This window comes from Thalassococcus sp. (genome assembly GCF_982780845.1).
This window is the reverse complement of sequence record NZ_CEYADA010000011.1, coordinates 91,012-108,739: the sequence shown is the minus strand read 5'-3', so window position 1 is coordinate 108,739 and position 17,728 is coordinate 91,012. Positions and strand designations below refer to the sequence as shown.

Below are 17,728 nucleotides of genomic sequence, written 5' to 3'. Positions count from 1 at the left end.
TTCTGCTTTGGAAAACGAAAAGCTTAGTATTTACTCAAACCGCGCAACGAGTGAGCTTTTGCGTAAGATGGTGCAAGAATGAAGAAAAAGAAAAGCGAACTTCTGACGGAAGTAGAATTGGAGTTCATGAACGAACTCTGGGCCATTGGAGAGGGCACGGTACGGGACGTGCTTGATCGTCTTTCCGACGACCGTGATCTGGCCTACACGTCAGGTGCTACAATCCTGCGCATTCTTGAACAGAAGGACTTTGTCACCAGCCGGAAAGAAGGCAAAACGCTTGTCTACACCCCTACGCTGGCCAAAGACATCTACCAGACCCGCTCGCTCAAAGATCTGTCGATGAAGCTTTTTGACGACACGCCCGCCACGCTGGTGGCGCGTCTTGTCGATGATGAGACGCTGACAGAAGAAGCGTTGGGGCAAATCCGGGCACTCGTTGATCGGAGGTTGAAAAATGATGGCGGGTGAAGTTCTGCTTGATGCGTTTATCAATGCCAATATCCTGATTTGCGTGGCTCTCGCGCTTTGGTTTGCCATGCGCGGGGTGATGTGGGGCGTCGGTCTGAAACACGCCTACAGCACGCAAATCCGACTACTAAACACCGTTTTCCTGACAGTTTTAAGCGCCCCGTTGATCGTCGCGGGTTTCAACGCCCTACAGAAATCGGGCGTGACACCGGCGGTAAAGGTCAATCTGTCGGATATCGCACTGTCCTATTACCTAAAGGGCGGGATTGCGATGAAGGCCACGGACTTCGAAGGCCTTATGCAATTGCGGGACACGTTCCTGTTGAACATCCTTGCGGGCGCAGGGCTGGTTTCAAAGGTCTTGATCGCTGCATTCTTTGTAGGGTTGATCATCGGCTTGACCCGTTTGGTCTATTCGATGTTCTGCCTGTGGCGCATCGTATCCGGCTCTTACCACTGGCGCCAAATCGGTCGTGTCAAACTGCGCCTGTCTGATCGGACCTTGGTACCCTTCTCGACCCGTGGTCTCTGGAGCTATTACGTCGTGATCCCGTCGCATATGCTGGGACAAAGCGATGAGATGCGCGTAACGCTTGCGCATGAATTCCAGCACATCCGCCAAGGTGATCTGGAATGGGAAATCGTTCTCGAGGCGCTAAAGCCGCTGTTCTTCCTGAACCCTGCTTACCACGCGTGGAAACGGCAGGTCGAAGCGCTGCGCGAATTCAACTGCGACAGTCAGGTTCTGTCCAAAGGCCGCATCAACGCAAAGGTCTATTGCGATACACTTCTGTCGATCTGCCAGAAAACCCTGCGCCGTGACAGATCGTTCGTGATCGCCGTGCCCAAGGTCACGCTGGTGACCGCAGATCGGTCATCCTTGATCAAAGGCAAACGCAGCTTTCTGGAACGGCGCATTCTATCCGTTCTCAACCTCAAACGGCTGCCCTACGAACGCCTGCTGTTTGCAGCACTTGCGGTTCCGCTGTTCACGGCCATGGCACTGACATCAGTTGCCATCCAGCGCCCTGGCGATTGGAGCCACGACCGACTGATGCTGTCCACGGTTGTGAACCTTGAACGGTTGGACGAAATCAACCGCCTTTCCACATTCGGGCGGATCAGGAACTAAGGATTAATTCAGGTAGGTTGCTCGATCTGCCATTTGTGCTTCTCGGAACCGTTCAACTGTTCGGTTCCATTGAAACGCTATGTGGTCCGTTATGGGAACCGCCGCAAAGCTTAGTCTAAGATCGACAACTTTCCCCAAATACTGCGCAGCAGGTGCATCGGACGTCAGGAAGATCGACCATGAACGACGTCCGCTTTCTGCGTCCAGCGACATGATTTCGCGCAGCTCCAACTGGTCTGCCCTCACGCTTTCATAGGCATCGGAGTTGATGCGCAAAACAGCGTGATCCAAGTGCGATGCCCATGTGTCGACATGGGCTTCGGGAAAGTCACCGGACAAGACAGCAAAGCCGTCTTGTGGGTACAAAGCACCGATCGCCGTGCCGGCATCAATCCATTGACCGGTTTCCAGAGGCAACGGCACGAACTCCCCCTTACGCGAGGCTGAAACCTCCAACCCACCCATTTCACGGATCAAGACATCTAGGCGTTCCGTTAGGTTTTGGACCTGCTCAGCTGCAGCAAGCGTTTGGACAGGATCAACACCCTGAACCGACGCCATGATTTGGTTCGCAATCTCGATCTCACTTTGAACGGCGCGGGCCTGTTCGGACAGGTATGGGTTAGACAAGCTGGCAATCTTGGATGACGCCTCGAGAACCGAATAGGATGCAAGGCTTTCCAGCGCTCCTGAGCTTGAAACTGTCACTTGGTATTTGTTTGCGACATCCAGTTTCATTGGGACAACGACTACGAACGGAAGTCTGACCAAGAACAAAGCTGCCACTATGACCGCCCCCATTCCAGACCAAAATGCCAATTTCCGCAAGCGGTTTTGTGTTTTCCCAGTCGTTGCGCTGATGCTTCCCTTGTCGCGAAAAATCGGAGCAACAAACATTACAATAGCCCCCCATAGGGTGATCGCGACCCCTGCCCCTAGATACCTGGGCAGAATCGCCGATGCGACGACAATCATGATGTAAATTCGGTAGATGAACGACATCACGCCATACACAAAGACAAACCACGTCTGCCCCTCTGGAAGGCCCCCTTCAGCGCCGAAGCTGGACAACCATTGCCGAAAATTCCGTAAATGCGTGGTTGCGCGCGTCGCCAGGTTGCGCTGTCCGATTGCATCGCTGATCGCATAATAACCGTCCATTTTGATCAGCGGATTCGCGTTGAAAAGAACTGAATTCAGTGTGGAGAAGACAAAGATATTGGCGAATAGCGATTTGTAAAAATTGCCTTCAACCAAATGCCACAAAAGAAAGGCGGTTAGCCCTATAAAAATGTCGGTGATAATTCCTACGCTTGAAATCGTCACGCGATGGCGACGGCGCGCAGTCAGATCGGCCTCGCTACAATCAACGAACGGCATTGGATAAAGACCGATCAGATACAAGCCGCCCTTACGGACACGAACGCCATAGCGTGTCGCGGCCAAAACGTGGCCGAGTTCATGGATGATTTTCAAAAACGGCGCGACGAAAGTAAACGTCAGCAAGGCATCAACCGAAAACACATTGGAAAACGCTGCGAAGATCGACCAATCGTTGCGGGCCCCCAACCAGAGCGCCACCAAGAACAGAATGCTGAACACCCCTAGGATCAGTTGCAACGACAATGAACTGGCGATCCCACGCAGATATTTCTGGTAAGGACCGACATCCAGCAACGGAATAGCTGCAAAGATCGGATTGAAAGTCTTGGTTTGGTTCAGTTCGTTCAGGCGGTTCTTCTGGATAACCTGCAATATGCCGTAGGCAAGTTTGACTGTTTCCGGCGATACGTCATCTGGTTCGACTTTTTGCCCTCTACAAAGAGCGGCCGCTTTTACGCGCCTTAATGCCAGTGCCACAGCTTTTGTGACGACAAAAACTTTGCCGTTGGAATTGTCCTGCGCGAAATACACCGGCCGTCCTTTCTCGGACGATAGGCGAACTGTTATCTGTTTCAGAATCTCAGGTCGAACCAGGTCCATGCCTTTGTCCTCAGAAATTCAATCACATAGCGGCCATAAACTTTGGCCCTCATCTCTTTCCCGACTTCAATTTTCCCGAACCCCGAAAGCCCAGCAAAAAGGGTTTCCTGATTTTCACCCATAAGATCGCCGCGTAGTGTCAGACTTTCCTCAGCATTTGCAGGATTTACGGTTTTTGTGACCGGCGTCCGCGTCTCAAATGACCACGTTTGGCGCGGAATACCACGGAACCAGACTTCACCAGTTTGACCGGGCTTCAAAAGCGCCGCATCCACGCGCGACACGGTCAGCAGAACAGAAAACTGTGCGTCAGGTTGGATCATCGCGATGGCTTCACCCAATTGATGGAAGCCCCCTAGACCATCCCCGGCAAGCGATTGAACCACACGACCGGATATAGGGGCCGTGAACGTCAACGACGCAATCCTACGATCCAGACTGTCCAATCGCGCGTCAGCCGCCTTCAGCTTTTGTTGCGACAGCAGATAGGCACCATAGTCGTTCTCGGATAGCGCCGTCTGTGCCGCGACTTCTTCGACCTTTTTTTCTAAACGATAGGTCAGACGTTGTTCCTCAAGATCCGGTGCCCGAAGTTCAGCGATCACGTCACCTTTCTGAACGACATCACCGACTTGAACATTCATCCGATCCAGAAATGCCCCCACAGGCAGTGACAGGACCCGCGTTGATTGCGGTTCGCTTAACGCTGTGACAGTCACGCGCAAAGGCGCAGGCAGTGCCAACCAAACCAGCAAGCCAGCCGCCGCTATGAAAAAGGCCGCACGCTTCACCTCGGACCTCAGAGATGGCAAGCGATGTTTATGCCTCGCCAGCTTTGCGACCTTTCGAAGGGTAGCGAATTCACTTTCCAACGTTTCACGATCCGCGCCGAATGCGACAAAGGCTATGTGATCGTCAGCAGCCAAATTGATCGTCATACCATCGCTTTGGGCCATTTCGGCAAGCAACGCTTCGTCCAGCGCATCTTCGGACAGATCGGATACAGCGACATGACGATGCGTATCCCCCGCATCAGCGACCTCGCGAACGATAGTGCCAATCTCATCCACAATCGGCGCCATACGCTGATCCGTCATGGCAATGATTTTCAATCTGCCGTTCTTAAACTGACCGACAACCATCTTTTCAGCTAGCGACGCCTCAACGGCAGCATTAGCGATGTGTTGATAAACGGTCTTCGCATCCCGTTTCTTCGTCTCAGCCAACCTAGACAGGACAAGGTCTACAGTGTTCGTGTCTTTTGGTGCCTCGCGGAGGTCAGGCGTTACACCGCCCCAAAACGTTTTGCTGAGCTGTGCAACCTTCTGAGCAAGCTGCGGTAATTCGGTGACCGGAGGTACACGATCAAACAGCCAGACATGCCAAACCTTCTGTTCGAAAGGCACGGCAATGGCCAAACGGTCGTTGAATTTGCGAATTGAGGTTTGATCACCACATGAGGCCTTCAAATGCTCTGGCCCTATGCCGTCAGGCAAATTTCCATAGAGCATGGAAAACGCTAAATCATCCGAGGTTTCCCCCGGATGATCCAACTTGGCAATCGCAACAAGAGTGTCGAGCAAACTAAACTCAGATTTCGATTTTGCCGAACTGGTCTTCGTAGGCTTTGATCGACTGGGTCAGGATCAACGCCAAACGCTTCGCCGCAAAGGGGCTCATCACGACACGATTGGCGAGTTTGACGCCGACCGATTCCGTTTCTTCACGAGATCCGCGCCAGTGTTGATGCGTACCGAACAGCAAAAAGAATTCCTCGCGGTTTGCAGTCGCTGTGCCGATATTGGCATACATGCTCTGCATTTCGCTGTCGTCCCAATCAATTTTGACACCGTTCAGCGCGTTCGGGGTTCCATCAAGTTTTTCAGTCATTTCCAAGTCTTTCTAGTTAGTGACGCGCGCATCGACGCGCCAAGAATTCGTTCGTCAGGCCGCAGATTGTTCTTCGGCACTATCATCCGTTTCGTCATCGTCAGGTTGCTCGCTTTCGTCTGTGTTCTCAAGCTGCTCAACGAACATGGCCACCATACGACGCAGCAGAAGCTCGTACGACGCGCCATCGAGGTTCATGAGGATCGACAAATCAGAGAGCAAGGATTGATAGAGCGCCTCGCCCACTGTTTCGCTTTCAACATTTGCGGCAGACAGCGCCGCGATCGCAGCAACATAGCGATCCGTCGCCAACAGTCCCATTACCTCATCAACCAAAGACGAAACCTGACCCAGATTGCGGAACAGAAGCTCACTCAGCCCGTCAGTGGGATTTGGACCGAATGCTTCGGATGCCAATTCCCGAACCGACAAAGGAGCGCCGATGGCATCACTTTGCTGGGACGCAGATACGATATCAACTGCGTCAAATCCGGCAAAGTTCGACGTGAACAGGAACAACTGCTCGGTCGGACCTGCGAAACCAAGATCTGTCGATAGCGATTTGAAGATACCTGCATAACCGTCCGAGAAGATTAGGTCGTCTGCTGTATTCCCGTAGAACAGGTCAGGGCCGAGGTTCCCGATCAAAACGTTCGGACCATCATCGCCATGCAGAACATCGAGCCCACCATCTTCAAAGGCAAAGTTTGTGTCCAGCGTCAGAGTTTGCAAAACCTGACCGCCCTGTTGCAGCCAAGTTCGCGTGATAATTGCCGTATCGCCAATCAGGAAATCCTGACCGTCGCCACCAAACATTGTGTCAGCCCCAAAGCCACCAATGGCTAGGTCAGCTCCCGCCTCGCCCGAAATCAGGTCATCATAGGCCAGATCAGGACGGATGTTTTCCAGATAACTCATCCGGTCTGCGGTGGATTGCCCAGGCAATGTGTTGGCCACTTCTTCGAAGGTCATCAAAGCGACATCGCCCAAAATTATATCGTCATCAACGCCACCAGTAAGCGTGTCTGCCCCAGCTTGGCCGATCAATATATTATCGCCTTCTGTGCCGGTCGCGCTCACATCGTCGTCACCGCCTAAATTTTCGTTGGTCAGAACCACGGTTTCAACGTCGGTGTCGTTGCGGAACGTGATGATCCCATCGTCACCCAAGGCAACGTCATCCCCCTGATCAACAAAGACATTATCATTGCCTTGACCGGCGATCACGAGATCGTTGTCGGCACCGCTATCGATGCTGTCGTCGCCACCTGTTGTCATGACAGCGCTTTCAAGAACGCCCAGCCCATTGATGGTACTAGATGTCCATTCACCGTCATCACCAAGAACAACGTCTTCGCCTGTGCCAGTAGTGACCGTGTCATTGTTCGCACCTGCAAGAACGACGTCCGCATCAGCACCGGTATCAATCACATCAGCTCCACCGGTTCCTTGAACCGTGGTTTCGGCGGTGCGCACCGATCCCCCGGCAAGGCCAGCGTTCATCGCCACAACACCCATATCACCCAAAACCATGTCACGGCCTGCGTCAGTTGTGACCGAGTCGTCACCCAGAGCACCGATCACCACGTCACGGCCTGTGCCTGTTGTGACAGTGTCGTTGCCGTTGTAGGCATCACTACCCGATGAGACAGAGCCCAACCCGGCCGCCAAGAAATCGATAGTACCGTTGTCCCCAATGACGGTGTTATCGCCGTCGCCCAACGTAGCCTCATCGTCTCCACCACCTAGAATGACAACATCGTCGCCTGTGCCTGTTGTGACATCGTCATTACCGCCAATCGCTGGATCGCTCGTTTCCAGCAGAACACGATCATTCAAGTCAGAGATCGTTCCGCTGTCAGTGATGATCAGGTTACCGCCATCGCCAAGGGACACCGTATCATCAGCACCGCCAGTCAGAACACGATTGCGACCATTACCGGCGGTCACAATGTCATTTCCATCTGATACCTGGCTGGCTGACGTCAGCACGAATTCTGCATCGCCCGCCGTATAGGTTTGAGTGATCGAGCCGTTGTCACCCAGCACCGAATTGTCGCCTTCGTTCAGCGTGGCCAAATCTGCACCCGCCCCCAGAATAACCAAATCATTTCCAACACCGGCGACAACAATGTCATCACCACCTGTCGACGGATCCGATGACGTCAACGTCACACCGGTTGGAAGATCACTGATCGTGCCGCTGTCGCCAATGACAAGGTTGCCACCGTCACCCGATTGAACAACGTCATCACCTCCGCCTGCCACAATGCGGTTGCGCCCGTCTCCACTGATAATCAAATCATCTCCGTCCGAAACAAGGCTTGCAGAAACGAGTACAGAGGTTACGTCATCCGTCCGGTCATCGTGCGTGATCGAACCACTGTCGCCCAAAATTTGATTATCGCCGTCTCCAGTCGCGATAAAATCGAGGCCCTCGCCACCAACGATCAGGTTATCGCCATTTCCCGCTGAAATTGTGTCGTTGTTGACCAAGGCTGCGCTTGTTGCCGTAGTCAACAACGTCAGACGACCGGAATAGTCATCATTCGGTACGATTGTCAGAGTGCCGTCATCTCCAAGAATATAATTCATACCGTCGGCCAACGACAGATTGGCAATATCGCTTCCTCCGCCCAACACGGCCATCGCATCACCACCGGTGATCGAGATGCTGTCATCGCCATCATCGGCATGTGCCGAACTTTCAAGCGCAGACGCGATGTTCGAAATCAACTGAAGCGCTCGTTCCTCGGCTTCGATCTGTTCTTCTGTCGCGCTGCTGCCTGCAGGTCGGAATGTGCGCAAAGCATTAAGCGCAACCGGGTCCAGAGTCACTGATCCCGCATCACCGATAAAGACCAGCCCCCCATCTATCGCATTCACAGTATCGTCGCCCAAACCACCGATCACGATGTCACGGATGTCGCTCGGCGAAGGCGGATCACCTGCGCCAATGGGATCGGCACCGATCGTAATCAGATCACTGCCATCGGCGTCACTGCCGGTGGTCTGCATCGTGCCACCGGTCATATCGAGAACGCCGTTGTCACCAAAGATCAGGTCACCGCCAAGGCCGGAAGAGATTGAATCATCACCTTCACCACCAAGAATAAGGTCATTACCGCGGCCTGTTTCGATACTGTCTGCACCACCCACATCAGAAGCGATTGAGATCAACGATGTCACCGCCTCAAGAACCCGAGCGCCGCTGACATCGGCGAAATCACCGATCATTGTGTTGTTTCCGAGAAGGTCGACCAACGCCTCGCTTTCGCCAGCCAAGGCAGCGCCCGCCATCAGGATGTCGTTGCCAGCCCCACCGGAAAGTTGGTCAGTCCCCGAGAATGCAGAGTCGATTGACGTCGATACGACGCGTTCCGCAATCCAGTTTGACGACAGTTGAATACTGCCGAAGTCGCCCAATAGAATATCGTTGCCACTGTCACCATTGATGCTGTCCGATCCGCCGCCACCGGCCATCAGGTCATCACCGGAACCGCCGTCGATCGTATCATCACCGTCCGCCAGTTCTTCGGCCTCAAGCAACAAACCGAAGGTCAAAGGTGCGTTGATATCGAAGGTTTGGATGTCGAATGATGCGCCGCCGACAAAGCTGGAAAGCATGTTTCCGCCTGCGATGATGTCATTGTCGAGACCACCTGTCAGGCTGTCATTTCCAAAGCCACCCAACAAAATATCATCGCCCAATTGTCCATGCAGGGTGTCATCGCTGCTGCCGCCTATCAACATGTCTGCGGCGTCACGCAAAGCCAATGCGTCAAGCGCGGCATCAGTGCCGGTCAGACCGCTTTCGCCGGCTGCTGCGCCCCAACCCCAGACTTCGGCCGCGGTACCGCCAACCTCGATAAAGTCACGCCCCGCGCCGCCTTCTACGAAAACGTCGGATCCGATGGCCTGAATAGTATCAGCACCTGCGCCAGCATAGACTTGCACTTGGCCGGTCGAACCTTCGGCGATTGTAACGACATCATCGCCAGCCCCCATCATGACGAGGTGGTTGCCGGATCCCAAAGTAACGGTTTCGTCCGCATTCTCCGCGCGCGTCTGCGTCGATTCAGTGTAGTTCGTCAAAAGATTAGTAAGCGTCGTTGATATCGTGCCGGATACATAGTTGGCTGCACCGCCTGCCGCGATCGTGCCATCAATATTCAGCCCAAGAAGCGAAAGGATCGCTGCTTCGGTCACGCCGCCCGATGCAAAGGTCTGCAAGAACAGGTCGCGCATGCCGTAGTCACTGTCGCTGAAGTAAACAACGTTACCTCCTGGAATATCGACAGTGTCGGCTCCGCCATCGCCGAAAATAATGTACGTGCCATTCGCCCCGGCTGGCGCAGTGATTTGGTCATTGCCATCACCTGCAAACACCACATGCAAGCCTGACGGCGGCAAGGTAATGCTGTCGGTACCAGCACCGGTGTATGTGATTGTTGGAATGCCATTGTTGATCCCAGACAGGTCAATTGTGTTATTACCTTCACCCGCAGGAATAATGATTGCTTGGGAGGCTTCATCAAAGGTCGTCGTGATTGTGCGACCACCAGACGAATAGACCAGCGATATCGGAGAGTTCGGACCATTGATGACGATACGGTCATTGCCGTCTTCCAAAATCTCAGAGAACGAAGCGCCCGCGCGGGCACCAATGTTCAAGATCGCTGTACCGCCTGTTTCGCTGATATCCGTGGCCAAAGTCGGTCCCGGCGCCAGACCGCCGAACGTGAACGAGTCACCAAAATCAAATACGGTTGTGGACCATTTGAGATCGGGCAACGGCCACGGAAGGGAAATACCGGCCCACACACTTAGGAAGAAATGGTAGCTGGCCTCACCCCTGAACAGATAGGCAAGATAGTCTAGGAAATCGCCACCATCTTCATCAGCGGCCTCAAGCAAAGCAATCAGTTCCGGAATACGTAGCTTTCCGTCACGATCAGGATCATTGAACCAGAGCGAAATTCCTGCGTGGCCCGAGGCCGACAGCCCAGCGATCCCGAGGTTCAAACTCATTGCCGCGCCGATATAAGCGTCGATGATGTAGGCATCCGACGAGATAAAGACACCATCCAGCAAGCGTTCTGGATCGTAAGAGTTCACAAAGTTGACGATCCCACTCATGTCGTATCCGACTTCGAATTCGGAAATCAGACGTGCCTCGATTGTGGCCGAGAACGCGGAACGAATGATGCTGCTGACCCATCCCGGGGCACCGATGCTGTCCAAAACCAGCCCGACAATATCCAACTGGCCAGTATCAAGATTGAACAACGTATAGCTGGCGCGAACCAGATCGACTTGTTCGAAATTACCCGTCAGCAAGTTGATCGCCGAGAACGGATCGCTGAGGAGAGGAATTTCCAGAGCAAAGCCGCTGTTCGGGTTACCGAAGACACCGAAATTGGAACCACCAGAGTTTGAAACACCACCGATAGAAATATCGCGTTGATCTACTGTTCCGACTGACGCATCGCCGTTTTCAATGTCGTCCGCGTTGCCAGAAAAATCATAATCCCCAAAGATGATCATTCCACCGCTGGTCGAAAATGAATCCACAAACGTCAGGACACCATCCACAACGCTGATAACGCTCGAGACCAGATTGATGATCGGGAACACGTTGCCCAGAATATCTGTAATGTAAGAAATGGGCGGATTTGCAAGGAACGAGAACAGTTCAGCAACTGGTTCCAAGAATTCGTTGATTGGATCAAGAACCGGCGCAAGGATGGCTTGATATAGAACGGATGCGTCCAGACGGACTTGACTGAAGACAAGTTCATCAATGTTCAGGCCATCGGTTAGCGAATACTCGCCCGCGAACAGAATTTCCGCATTCACGCTGGGCAGAATTTGTACACCACCGATCAAAATCGGTGATCCCGTCGTCGGATCCAGCACATTCGCTTCTAGACCAAGCTGAATGTCGAAAGCTGCCACGAAGTCAAACGCAATCAGATTACCCGTATCCAGTTGGGCCACATAAACGACACGTTCAAAACTTAGCGCTTGTCCAAGAGCGTTTTCCGGTGACACACCAGAGAAGTCTCGGAATGCCTCGTCGCTTGTGATGTCGGACTCACCCGCCTCGCGATCACTGGGATCAACAATCAAAAGGCCAGTGTCGCCATAAAGGTCGGCCTCAAGCGTTGCGGTGATTTCCGCTGTGCCGCCACCCGAGCTGGCACTTGATACGATGTTGCCTGAGCCATCAACGGTAACGGCTTCTGCCTGAACGCCCAGAACGCCAAGCAGGCTCATCGACCCTTCAAAACTGCCGGCATCCACAAGGAAATCGACCGATACCTCGGCATCGTCTGTATCGTTCAGTACAAAGAAGCCGTTCCGATCATAGCCAAAGCCAATGTTCACGCCATAGGTCAAAGCCATACGGATGTTTGAGCCTTGCTCGACGCTTAGATCAAATCCGGGAATGCCAAGATCAAAGTCGATATCCATCATCTCGTCGAAGATGGTGGCGTTGAAATTCAGCACCGCATAAACGTATGCCTCATCCGTGCTGCTGCTATCTGTGTTCAAATAGGCCTGTAGGTATGTGACATCCGTTGTGTCCAACAGATCGTTCAGGGCCTCATTGGCAAAGTTAACAATCAGATCGACTGTGGTTGGCAGGCTGCCGTCGTCCATAGGCGTCTGCGCATATTCCAGTGCACGCTGAATTACGTTGTAGCGGAAGTCGGTGAAGAACGTGACACCCGCGCCAATCGCATCCCCAATGACAGGCAGATCGATATCCGCCAGATAATCGTCAAAGATCGTCTGCATCTGGTCAAGGATCATATCCAGACCGCCCAAAATCAGCTGAGGATTGTTCAGCAGATCGATGATGTTCAGATTGGCAAGAAACTCGCTCAGGTCAGGCAGCTCAAAGCGGAAATCATCAAAATTAATTCCTGTGCCTTCAAACAGATCGACCATAGCGCCCGTGATATCAGACAGATCGAAGTCACTAAGCGAGAAGTCAGGCGCTGTCGCCAGCAAGGATGTTTCCCAGAAGAGACCATCTGTGGCCGGATCAAATAGACCGAGCGTGTCGGATAGCGGCAAACCGATATCGATACCAATCGCGATATCCACGCCGAACAGATCGGCGTAGCTCAGTGCCGGATCGTCACCGATGGCGAACAAATGGGATAGATCGTATTGACCGTCATGATCATCCCCGTCGATGTCGTTGATCGTCAAAGAGATGTGCGCGGGATCACCGCTGCCGTCGCCTGCATTGATCAATGCATGACCATTGGTCACCTGAACCGAAACAGGGCCCAAGCCAATCTGGATATTCAGGCCGTCATTCACACCAGCCTCGAAACTGGCAACGATACCGCTCGCGTCGGTATCAAGGAAAATCCGCGGCGCTCCGCTTTCGACGCCAAGGTACAATACCTCGCCAACCAGTTCGCCATCACCGTCTACGCCCGCATCAAATCCCAGGACACTGGTGATATTTGCACCGCCCAAATCGACCATGCGCAGTAGAATGGGTTCGGATACGTCCTGAGCGCCGACCGAAAATTCGAAAGCGTCAAAGCCATTGGCGTCGGTGAAATTGGTGGCTGTGATACTGATAGTGCCGCTATCTTCGGAAACGGTCAAAAGCTGCGCGAGGGTGACGGTCATGCCAGAAATAGCAGACCCAGAAATCGCCGTGCGGTCGATATTGACTGCGGCCAAAGCCGCGTTGAACGCGTCGACAAATCCTGCAAGGTCGCGTCCGGTCACTTCTGGAATTTCGATACCAACAGTTTCCCCACCAATGGTCAGAGAGAACGCAGCAGCATCCGCATAAGTGGCAAAGCCCGCGTCCAAAACAATGGTCTGAACATCATTGACCAGAGCCGATACGGCCTCGTCTGCACCAAACAGCGCGATCACGCCCGCATCATCGGTCGCAAACGCCAGAGTATCCTGAAGCGTGATCTGACCCGTTGCAGCATCGAATGCAAAACTCACAGTCGCACCAAATTGGCCTACAACCGCAGCGTTGATAGCGTCGACGATATCCTGCACTGTTTCCGCGCCATCGACGTCAACCTCGACACGTTCGATTGCGCCGGTGTCAGAGTTCGTCCGGATAATCCGGATGTCATTGCCGCCGTTGGGATTCAGGTTCACAACACCGGCCGAGGATAGATCAGCCAATGCAGTGGTAAGCTCAGCCAGATCGGTCGGGGTTGCCAGTGTTGGTGAAAGATCAATCCCAAACGAAAAATCAAGTGACAGCAGAGGGTTGAAGATCAGCGCACCGTCGCCGCTGACGTCAACAAGGCCGCTTACAACATCCGCAAGCTCGGGCCCAAGGATATCACCCAACTGGTCCCCGAGAATTTCGGACAGATCAAGATTGAATGGCAGAGATTGCTGATAATCTTCGAGGAAACTGAACGACAAATCGAACAGAATTGTCTGCAACTCAGAGTTCCACGTCAACGTTACCGCGTCTTCACCAAACACGCCCTCCAGAACACCCTGCAGTTCATCCAACGCGCTCTGCGGATCGTTTCGGATTTCCTGTAAGCTTTCTAGGAAGTCAGACGCAAAATTAATCTGATCCAGGATCGAGAAGTTTAATAGCGGAATGTCGGCGTCAAGGAATGGCAAAGACTCGCTGAGCGTATCTCCAACCACGACAAGGATATTCGCAATCGCCACCAAGCTGTCGAGAATGTCACCATCCGACAGTGCAGAAAGGCCATCAATGGCATCCAGCAGATCGGCGTTATCCGAAAGCAATGCCAGTTCGAATGTGTTCCGCAGATCAGCCAAGTCTTCGACTGTAAAGCTGATACCGTCGATGAGATCTTCATTCAGGCCTTCGACACCGAGCACGTTGATTTTGACATCACCCAGACGCACCAGAAGTTGGGCAAGATCATTGCCTGTTGAGCCTGCAAAAGGATCGACAATCTGAACGTCAGCCTGCGTTGCAACCACATCACCCGAAGAGGCAAGCCCCTGCCCCGCGCCATCAACGATGATACCACCAAGAAGTTCAAAACGCCCCAACAGCGACTGTAGGCCAGGTGCGGATGTGACCACCGGCGTGTCCCCGGTGACATCAACATCATCCACAACTGCGTCCTGCAGGTTACGCAATGTGATCCTGTCTGAGAATTCGCCAGCTGCATTCGTGCCCACCAACGACACTTCCAGGCTTGCGGCCGCATCAATAAAGTTTAGCGATGCATCATCTGCACCGATGACAACGTCCACTATCCCAACACTGGCAGACCCGGTAATTTGATCGGCAGACACATGTGCGGACGCACTTAGCGCGATGTCGGAGAAAAAGACATTGTCCAGCAACGCAGTTGTGACAGTGCTTTCATCATCGGACCGGTTTTCAAGCGCATTACCTGTTCCGCCATCAATCAAATCTGACCCAAAGCCAACCAGATCTATGCCGAACGCAGTCGTAAGCGTGGCATCCAACTGCGCAGACACAAGCGCGGTCAGCGACAATCCAGTAACGCTGCCAAGGCCAAGGTCATCTGTACTAAAGCCAAGCCCTTGATCGGCGCCGATGCTTAGGCTTGCAGCCAAATCAGGCATCGTGAAAACAAGAGCTCCATCCTCGGTCAGCTCTAATGACGTTGTACCAAAGGTGGTTGCCAGACCGGTATTCACCAGATCGATCAAACCTTCGATGTCCATCGCTTTCAGAAGATTGTTTGGATCGACAGACAAAACAAAGCTGCGGCTTTCGTCGGCAGACAACGAGAGTGACAAACCGTCTCCTGCTGCGTTCAAACCAGCGGTCACGCCATAGCCCATATCAGCCAGAACGGTGGTCAGTGCATTCGCAAGGTCGCCGACTGTGTCAAAACCGCCATTTGTGCCTGTAGCAGGAACATCGACCAAGACATCGTTACCGTCGATGGTCAGCGTCAATCTAAGCGCATCCAGACCTTCAAGACCGCTAAGGTCCATAGCGCCTAGATCGAAAGATGTTGCACCTGTCACGAACCGCAAAATCTGGCCTGATGCTGTACTTGCGTATGTGTCGGCTGCGTCAATCAGTGTTTGCGGATCAAAGCCCAAAAGGGTCAATGAGACGCTATCATCATTGGTCCCATCTGCATCACGACGTGCACCGGTCAGCGCAAACGAATTGTACGTCGCAGCTGGCGACCCGTCAGCCGGTGTCACAGGCGTGCTGCTCGAAATACGCAAACCACCATTGGCGGCTACACTTGCCGCAAAGCCATAAACAGACAGGGCCGCGTTCAACAAATCGGCCAAAGCCTGACGGCGGACTTCAACAGACAGGGACGTATTCAGTACGTCTGTGCCAGTCAGATCGACCGTGACATTCTCGCCCGTATCTGTCGGGCCGAAAACCGTAAAGGTCAGCTGGTTGTAGGTCAGAAGAGCATCAAGATCCGACGTACTTAGACCATCAGACGTATTCTCTGTGATCGTGTTTTCCAAAGCGCTGTTATAGGCCGTCTGGCCGGTGATGTTTCCATCAACATCAGTAATGATTTCGACAAAACCGAGCGCCATCGGGTCAATTGTGAACTGATCAATCAGTCCTTGGAAAACCGCCGCGACTTCATTCAAAATTTGACCAAAACTGATGTCAGTCAGCGGAATATCATAGCTCAAAGCGTTGTCCCGCAACGCAATAGCCATCGTGGTGCTGATGTCGGACAGGAATTGTGAAACCTGTTCTGTTCCCATCGTGGCCAACGACGAAATCGCGCTTTCCAGAGCGGTCTCAAGCGCGGCATCTAATGTGGTGTCCACCAGATCAACCGCGAATTCGAAACGCGCAGCGTTCAGGAAATTTTGCAGCCGGTCTGCGGCACCCGATCCGTCCAGCACAGACAAAAGATCAATGGTCGATGTAAAACTCTGTTCGACCGAACCGAACGTCAGAGCACCTTCCAGTTCGGCTTCCAGCAACGTGTATTCCGTGGACCCATCGATCTCGACAAAAGCGGAAGCGCCAACTTCTTGAATTTGCGCAGTGATATCAATCGTAGCACCGGTGCCGTTCCAAGATGCGGTCGGCACTCCGGTCGTATCTACATTGAACCCAAGATCAAATGCTGCACTGGTTTCGACAAACAAACCCAACTCGGCCGTTTCGACGGATGTCAGCGTTAGGTCGAGAAAACCAAGATTGAGAGAAGCATCAGTTGGCAGTGTCAGCGCACCACCGGCTTGTACCAACGGCGCAAAGGTGAATTCATGGATCGCCAGTCCCACACTGTCTAAGGTATCCAGATTGCCATCGGCATCGAAGACGGTTGCTGTCTCAAGCTCAAAGGTGATTAAACCACTGTCGCTACCTGCCCCCACCAAATCGAATGGCAAAGACACGCCGGGCAACGTTTCGGTCAGCAAGGTTGAGAAATCAGCAACCGCTTGGGGAAGATTGATTGATACATCGACTGCGTTTGCACCGTCTTGGGTAAATTCGATGATTGTTTCGCCATCAACCTGAACATCGGTCAAATTGATGCTGAAGTTATTTGACGGCAACGACATGACCGACGCTACCGCGTTATGGAACTGTTCGATGACGTTCGCATCAGTCGCACGCCCCAAGTCGCCACCGCTGACCAGTGCCTCAAGGTCGGACATAACCGTTCCGTCACGGAAATTGTCTATGGTGTAGACGGCAGCAACCTGAGTGACGGTGAAAGGCGTGTATGCCCGCGCTGGATCGGTCGAATTTATGGTGTCTAAATAGGAATTGACGATGTTGGTAACATCGGTGGCGAAATTCCCGTCAATCAGATCAACAATAGACGTGTTGACCAAATCCTGCATCGCTTCGATGGCAGCACGAATGCGCTCAATCGCTTCGGTCGCCGGAGACAGATCATATCCCGCCCCTAGCACGGATTCTGCCGTGTCTGCGGCGGACACCAGCATATCGATGGTTTCCGTCGCCGTTTGCGCGGCATCTTCAAAGCTGTCCAGAAAGTCACCGATCTGGTCCATCTCGGTGTCAAACGCAGTTGCCAAGCTGGACAAGACCGAGGTCAGCGCAGTGGAAGACCCTATCGCCCACTCAAGATTGCCATCCAGCATGATCCGCGGTTCAAGAGGAAGAATAGCCGGTTCGAGCGCGCCGTTCTCAGGGCCCTTCGACTGCACTTTACGGGCATTCTTTTCGAATGATGAATGCTGTCCCATGTCTATCCTCTCAAAACCGAAGACGTCGGCTTAAACTTTTAGTCAGACCAAAACCGGCCCGAG

Annotated in this window: 6 protein-coding genes; 2 read left to right on the top strand and 4 right to left on the bottom strand. The window is 53.1% G+C overall.

From position 1 onward, the window contains the following. The first annotated feature begins 78 nt into the window (after positions 1–78). Positions 79–471: a BlaI/MecI/CopY family transcriptional regulator gene (locus AC4FIA_RS13255; protein ID WP_490366251.1), complete on the top strand. Its 393-nt coding sequence runs from the start codon at positions 79–81 to the stop codon at positions 469–471. Next, positions 458–1,603 carry a M56 family metallopeptidase gene (locus AC4FIA_RS13250; RefSeq protein ID WP_490366250.1) on the top strand — a complete coding sequence of 382 codons (1,146 nt, stop codon included), beginning with the start codon at positions 458–460 and terminating at the stop codon, positions 1,601–1,603. Before AC4FIA_RS13255 ends, AC4FIA_RS13250 begins: the two co-directional genes overlap by 14 nt. A gap of 3 nt (positions 1,604–1,606) precedes the next feature. Here the strand turns inward: AC4FIA_RS13250 and AC4FIA_RS13245 are convergent, their stop codons facing one another. From AC4FIA_RS13245 to AC4FIA_RS13230, 4 genes are read right to left on the bottom strand one after another with little or no spacing between them, the layout of a single operon-like run. Further along, a complete protein-coding gene (locus AC4FIA_RS13245) occupies positions 1,607–3,586 on the bottom strand; it encodes a site-2 protease family protein (RefSeq protein WP_490366249.1) in 1,980 nt (659 codons plus the stop codon). Then, on the bottom strand, positions 3,559–5,169 hold the full coding sequence (locus AC4FIA_RS13240; RefSeq protein WP_490366248.1) for an efflux RND transporter periplasmic adaptor subunit: 1,611 nt from the start codon (positions 5,167–5,169) through the stop codon (positions 3,559–3,561). Before AC4FIA_RS13240 ends, AC4FIA_RS13245 begins: the two co-directional genes overlap by 28 nt. Before the next feature lie 7 nt (positions 5,170–5,176). Further along, positions 5,177–5,476: a DUF3467 domain-containing protein gene (locus AC4FIA_RS13235; RefSeq protein WP_287476535.1), complete on the bottom strand. Its 300-nt coding sequence runs from the start codon at positions 5,474–5,476 to the stop codon at positions 5,177–5,179. Positions 5,477–5,530: 54 nt separating this feature from the next. Beyond that, a complete protein-coding gene (locus AC4FIA_RS13230) occupies positions 5,531–17,665 on the bottom strand; it encodes a beta strand repeat-containing protein (RefSeq protein ID WP_490366247.1) in 12,135 nt (4,044 codons plus the stop codon). Positions 17,666–17,728: the final 63 nt, after the last annotated feature.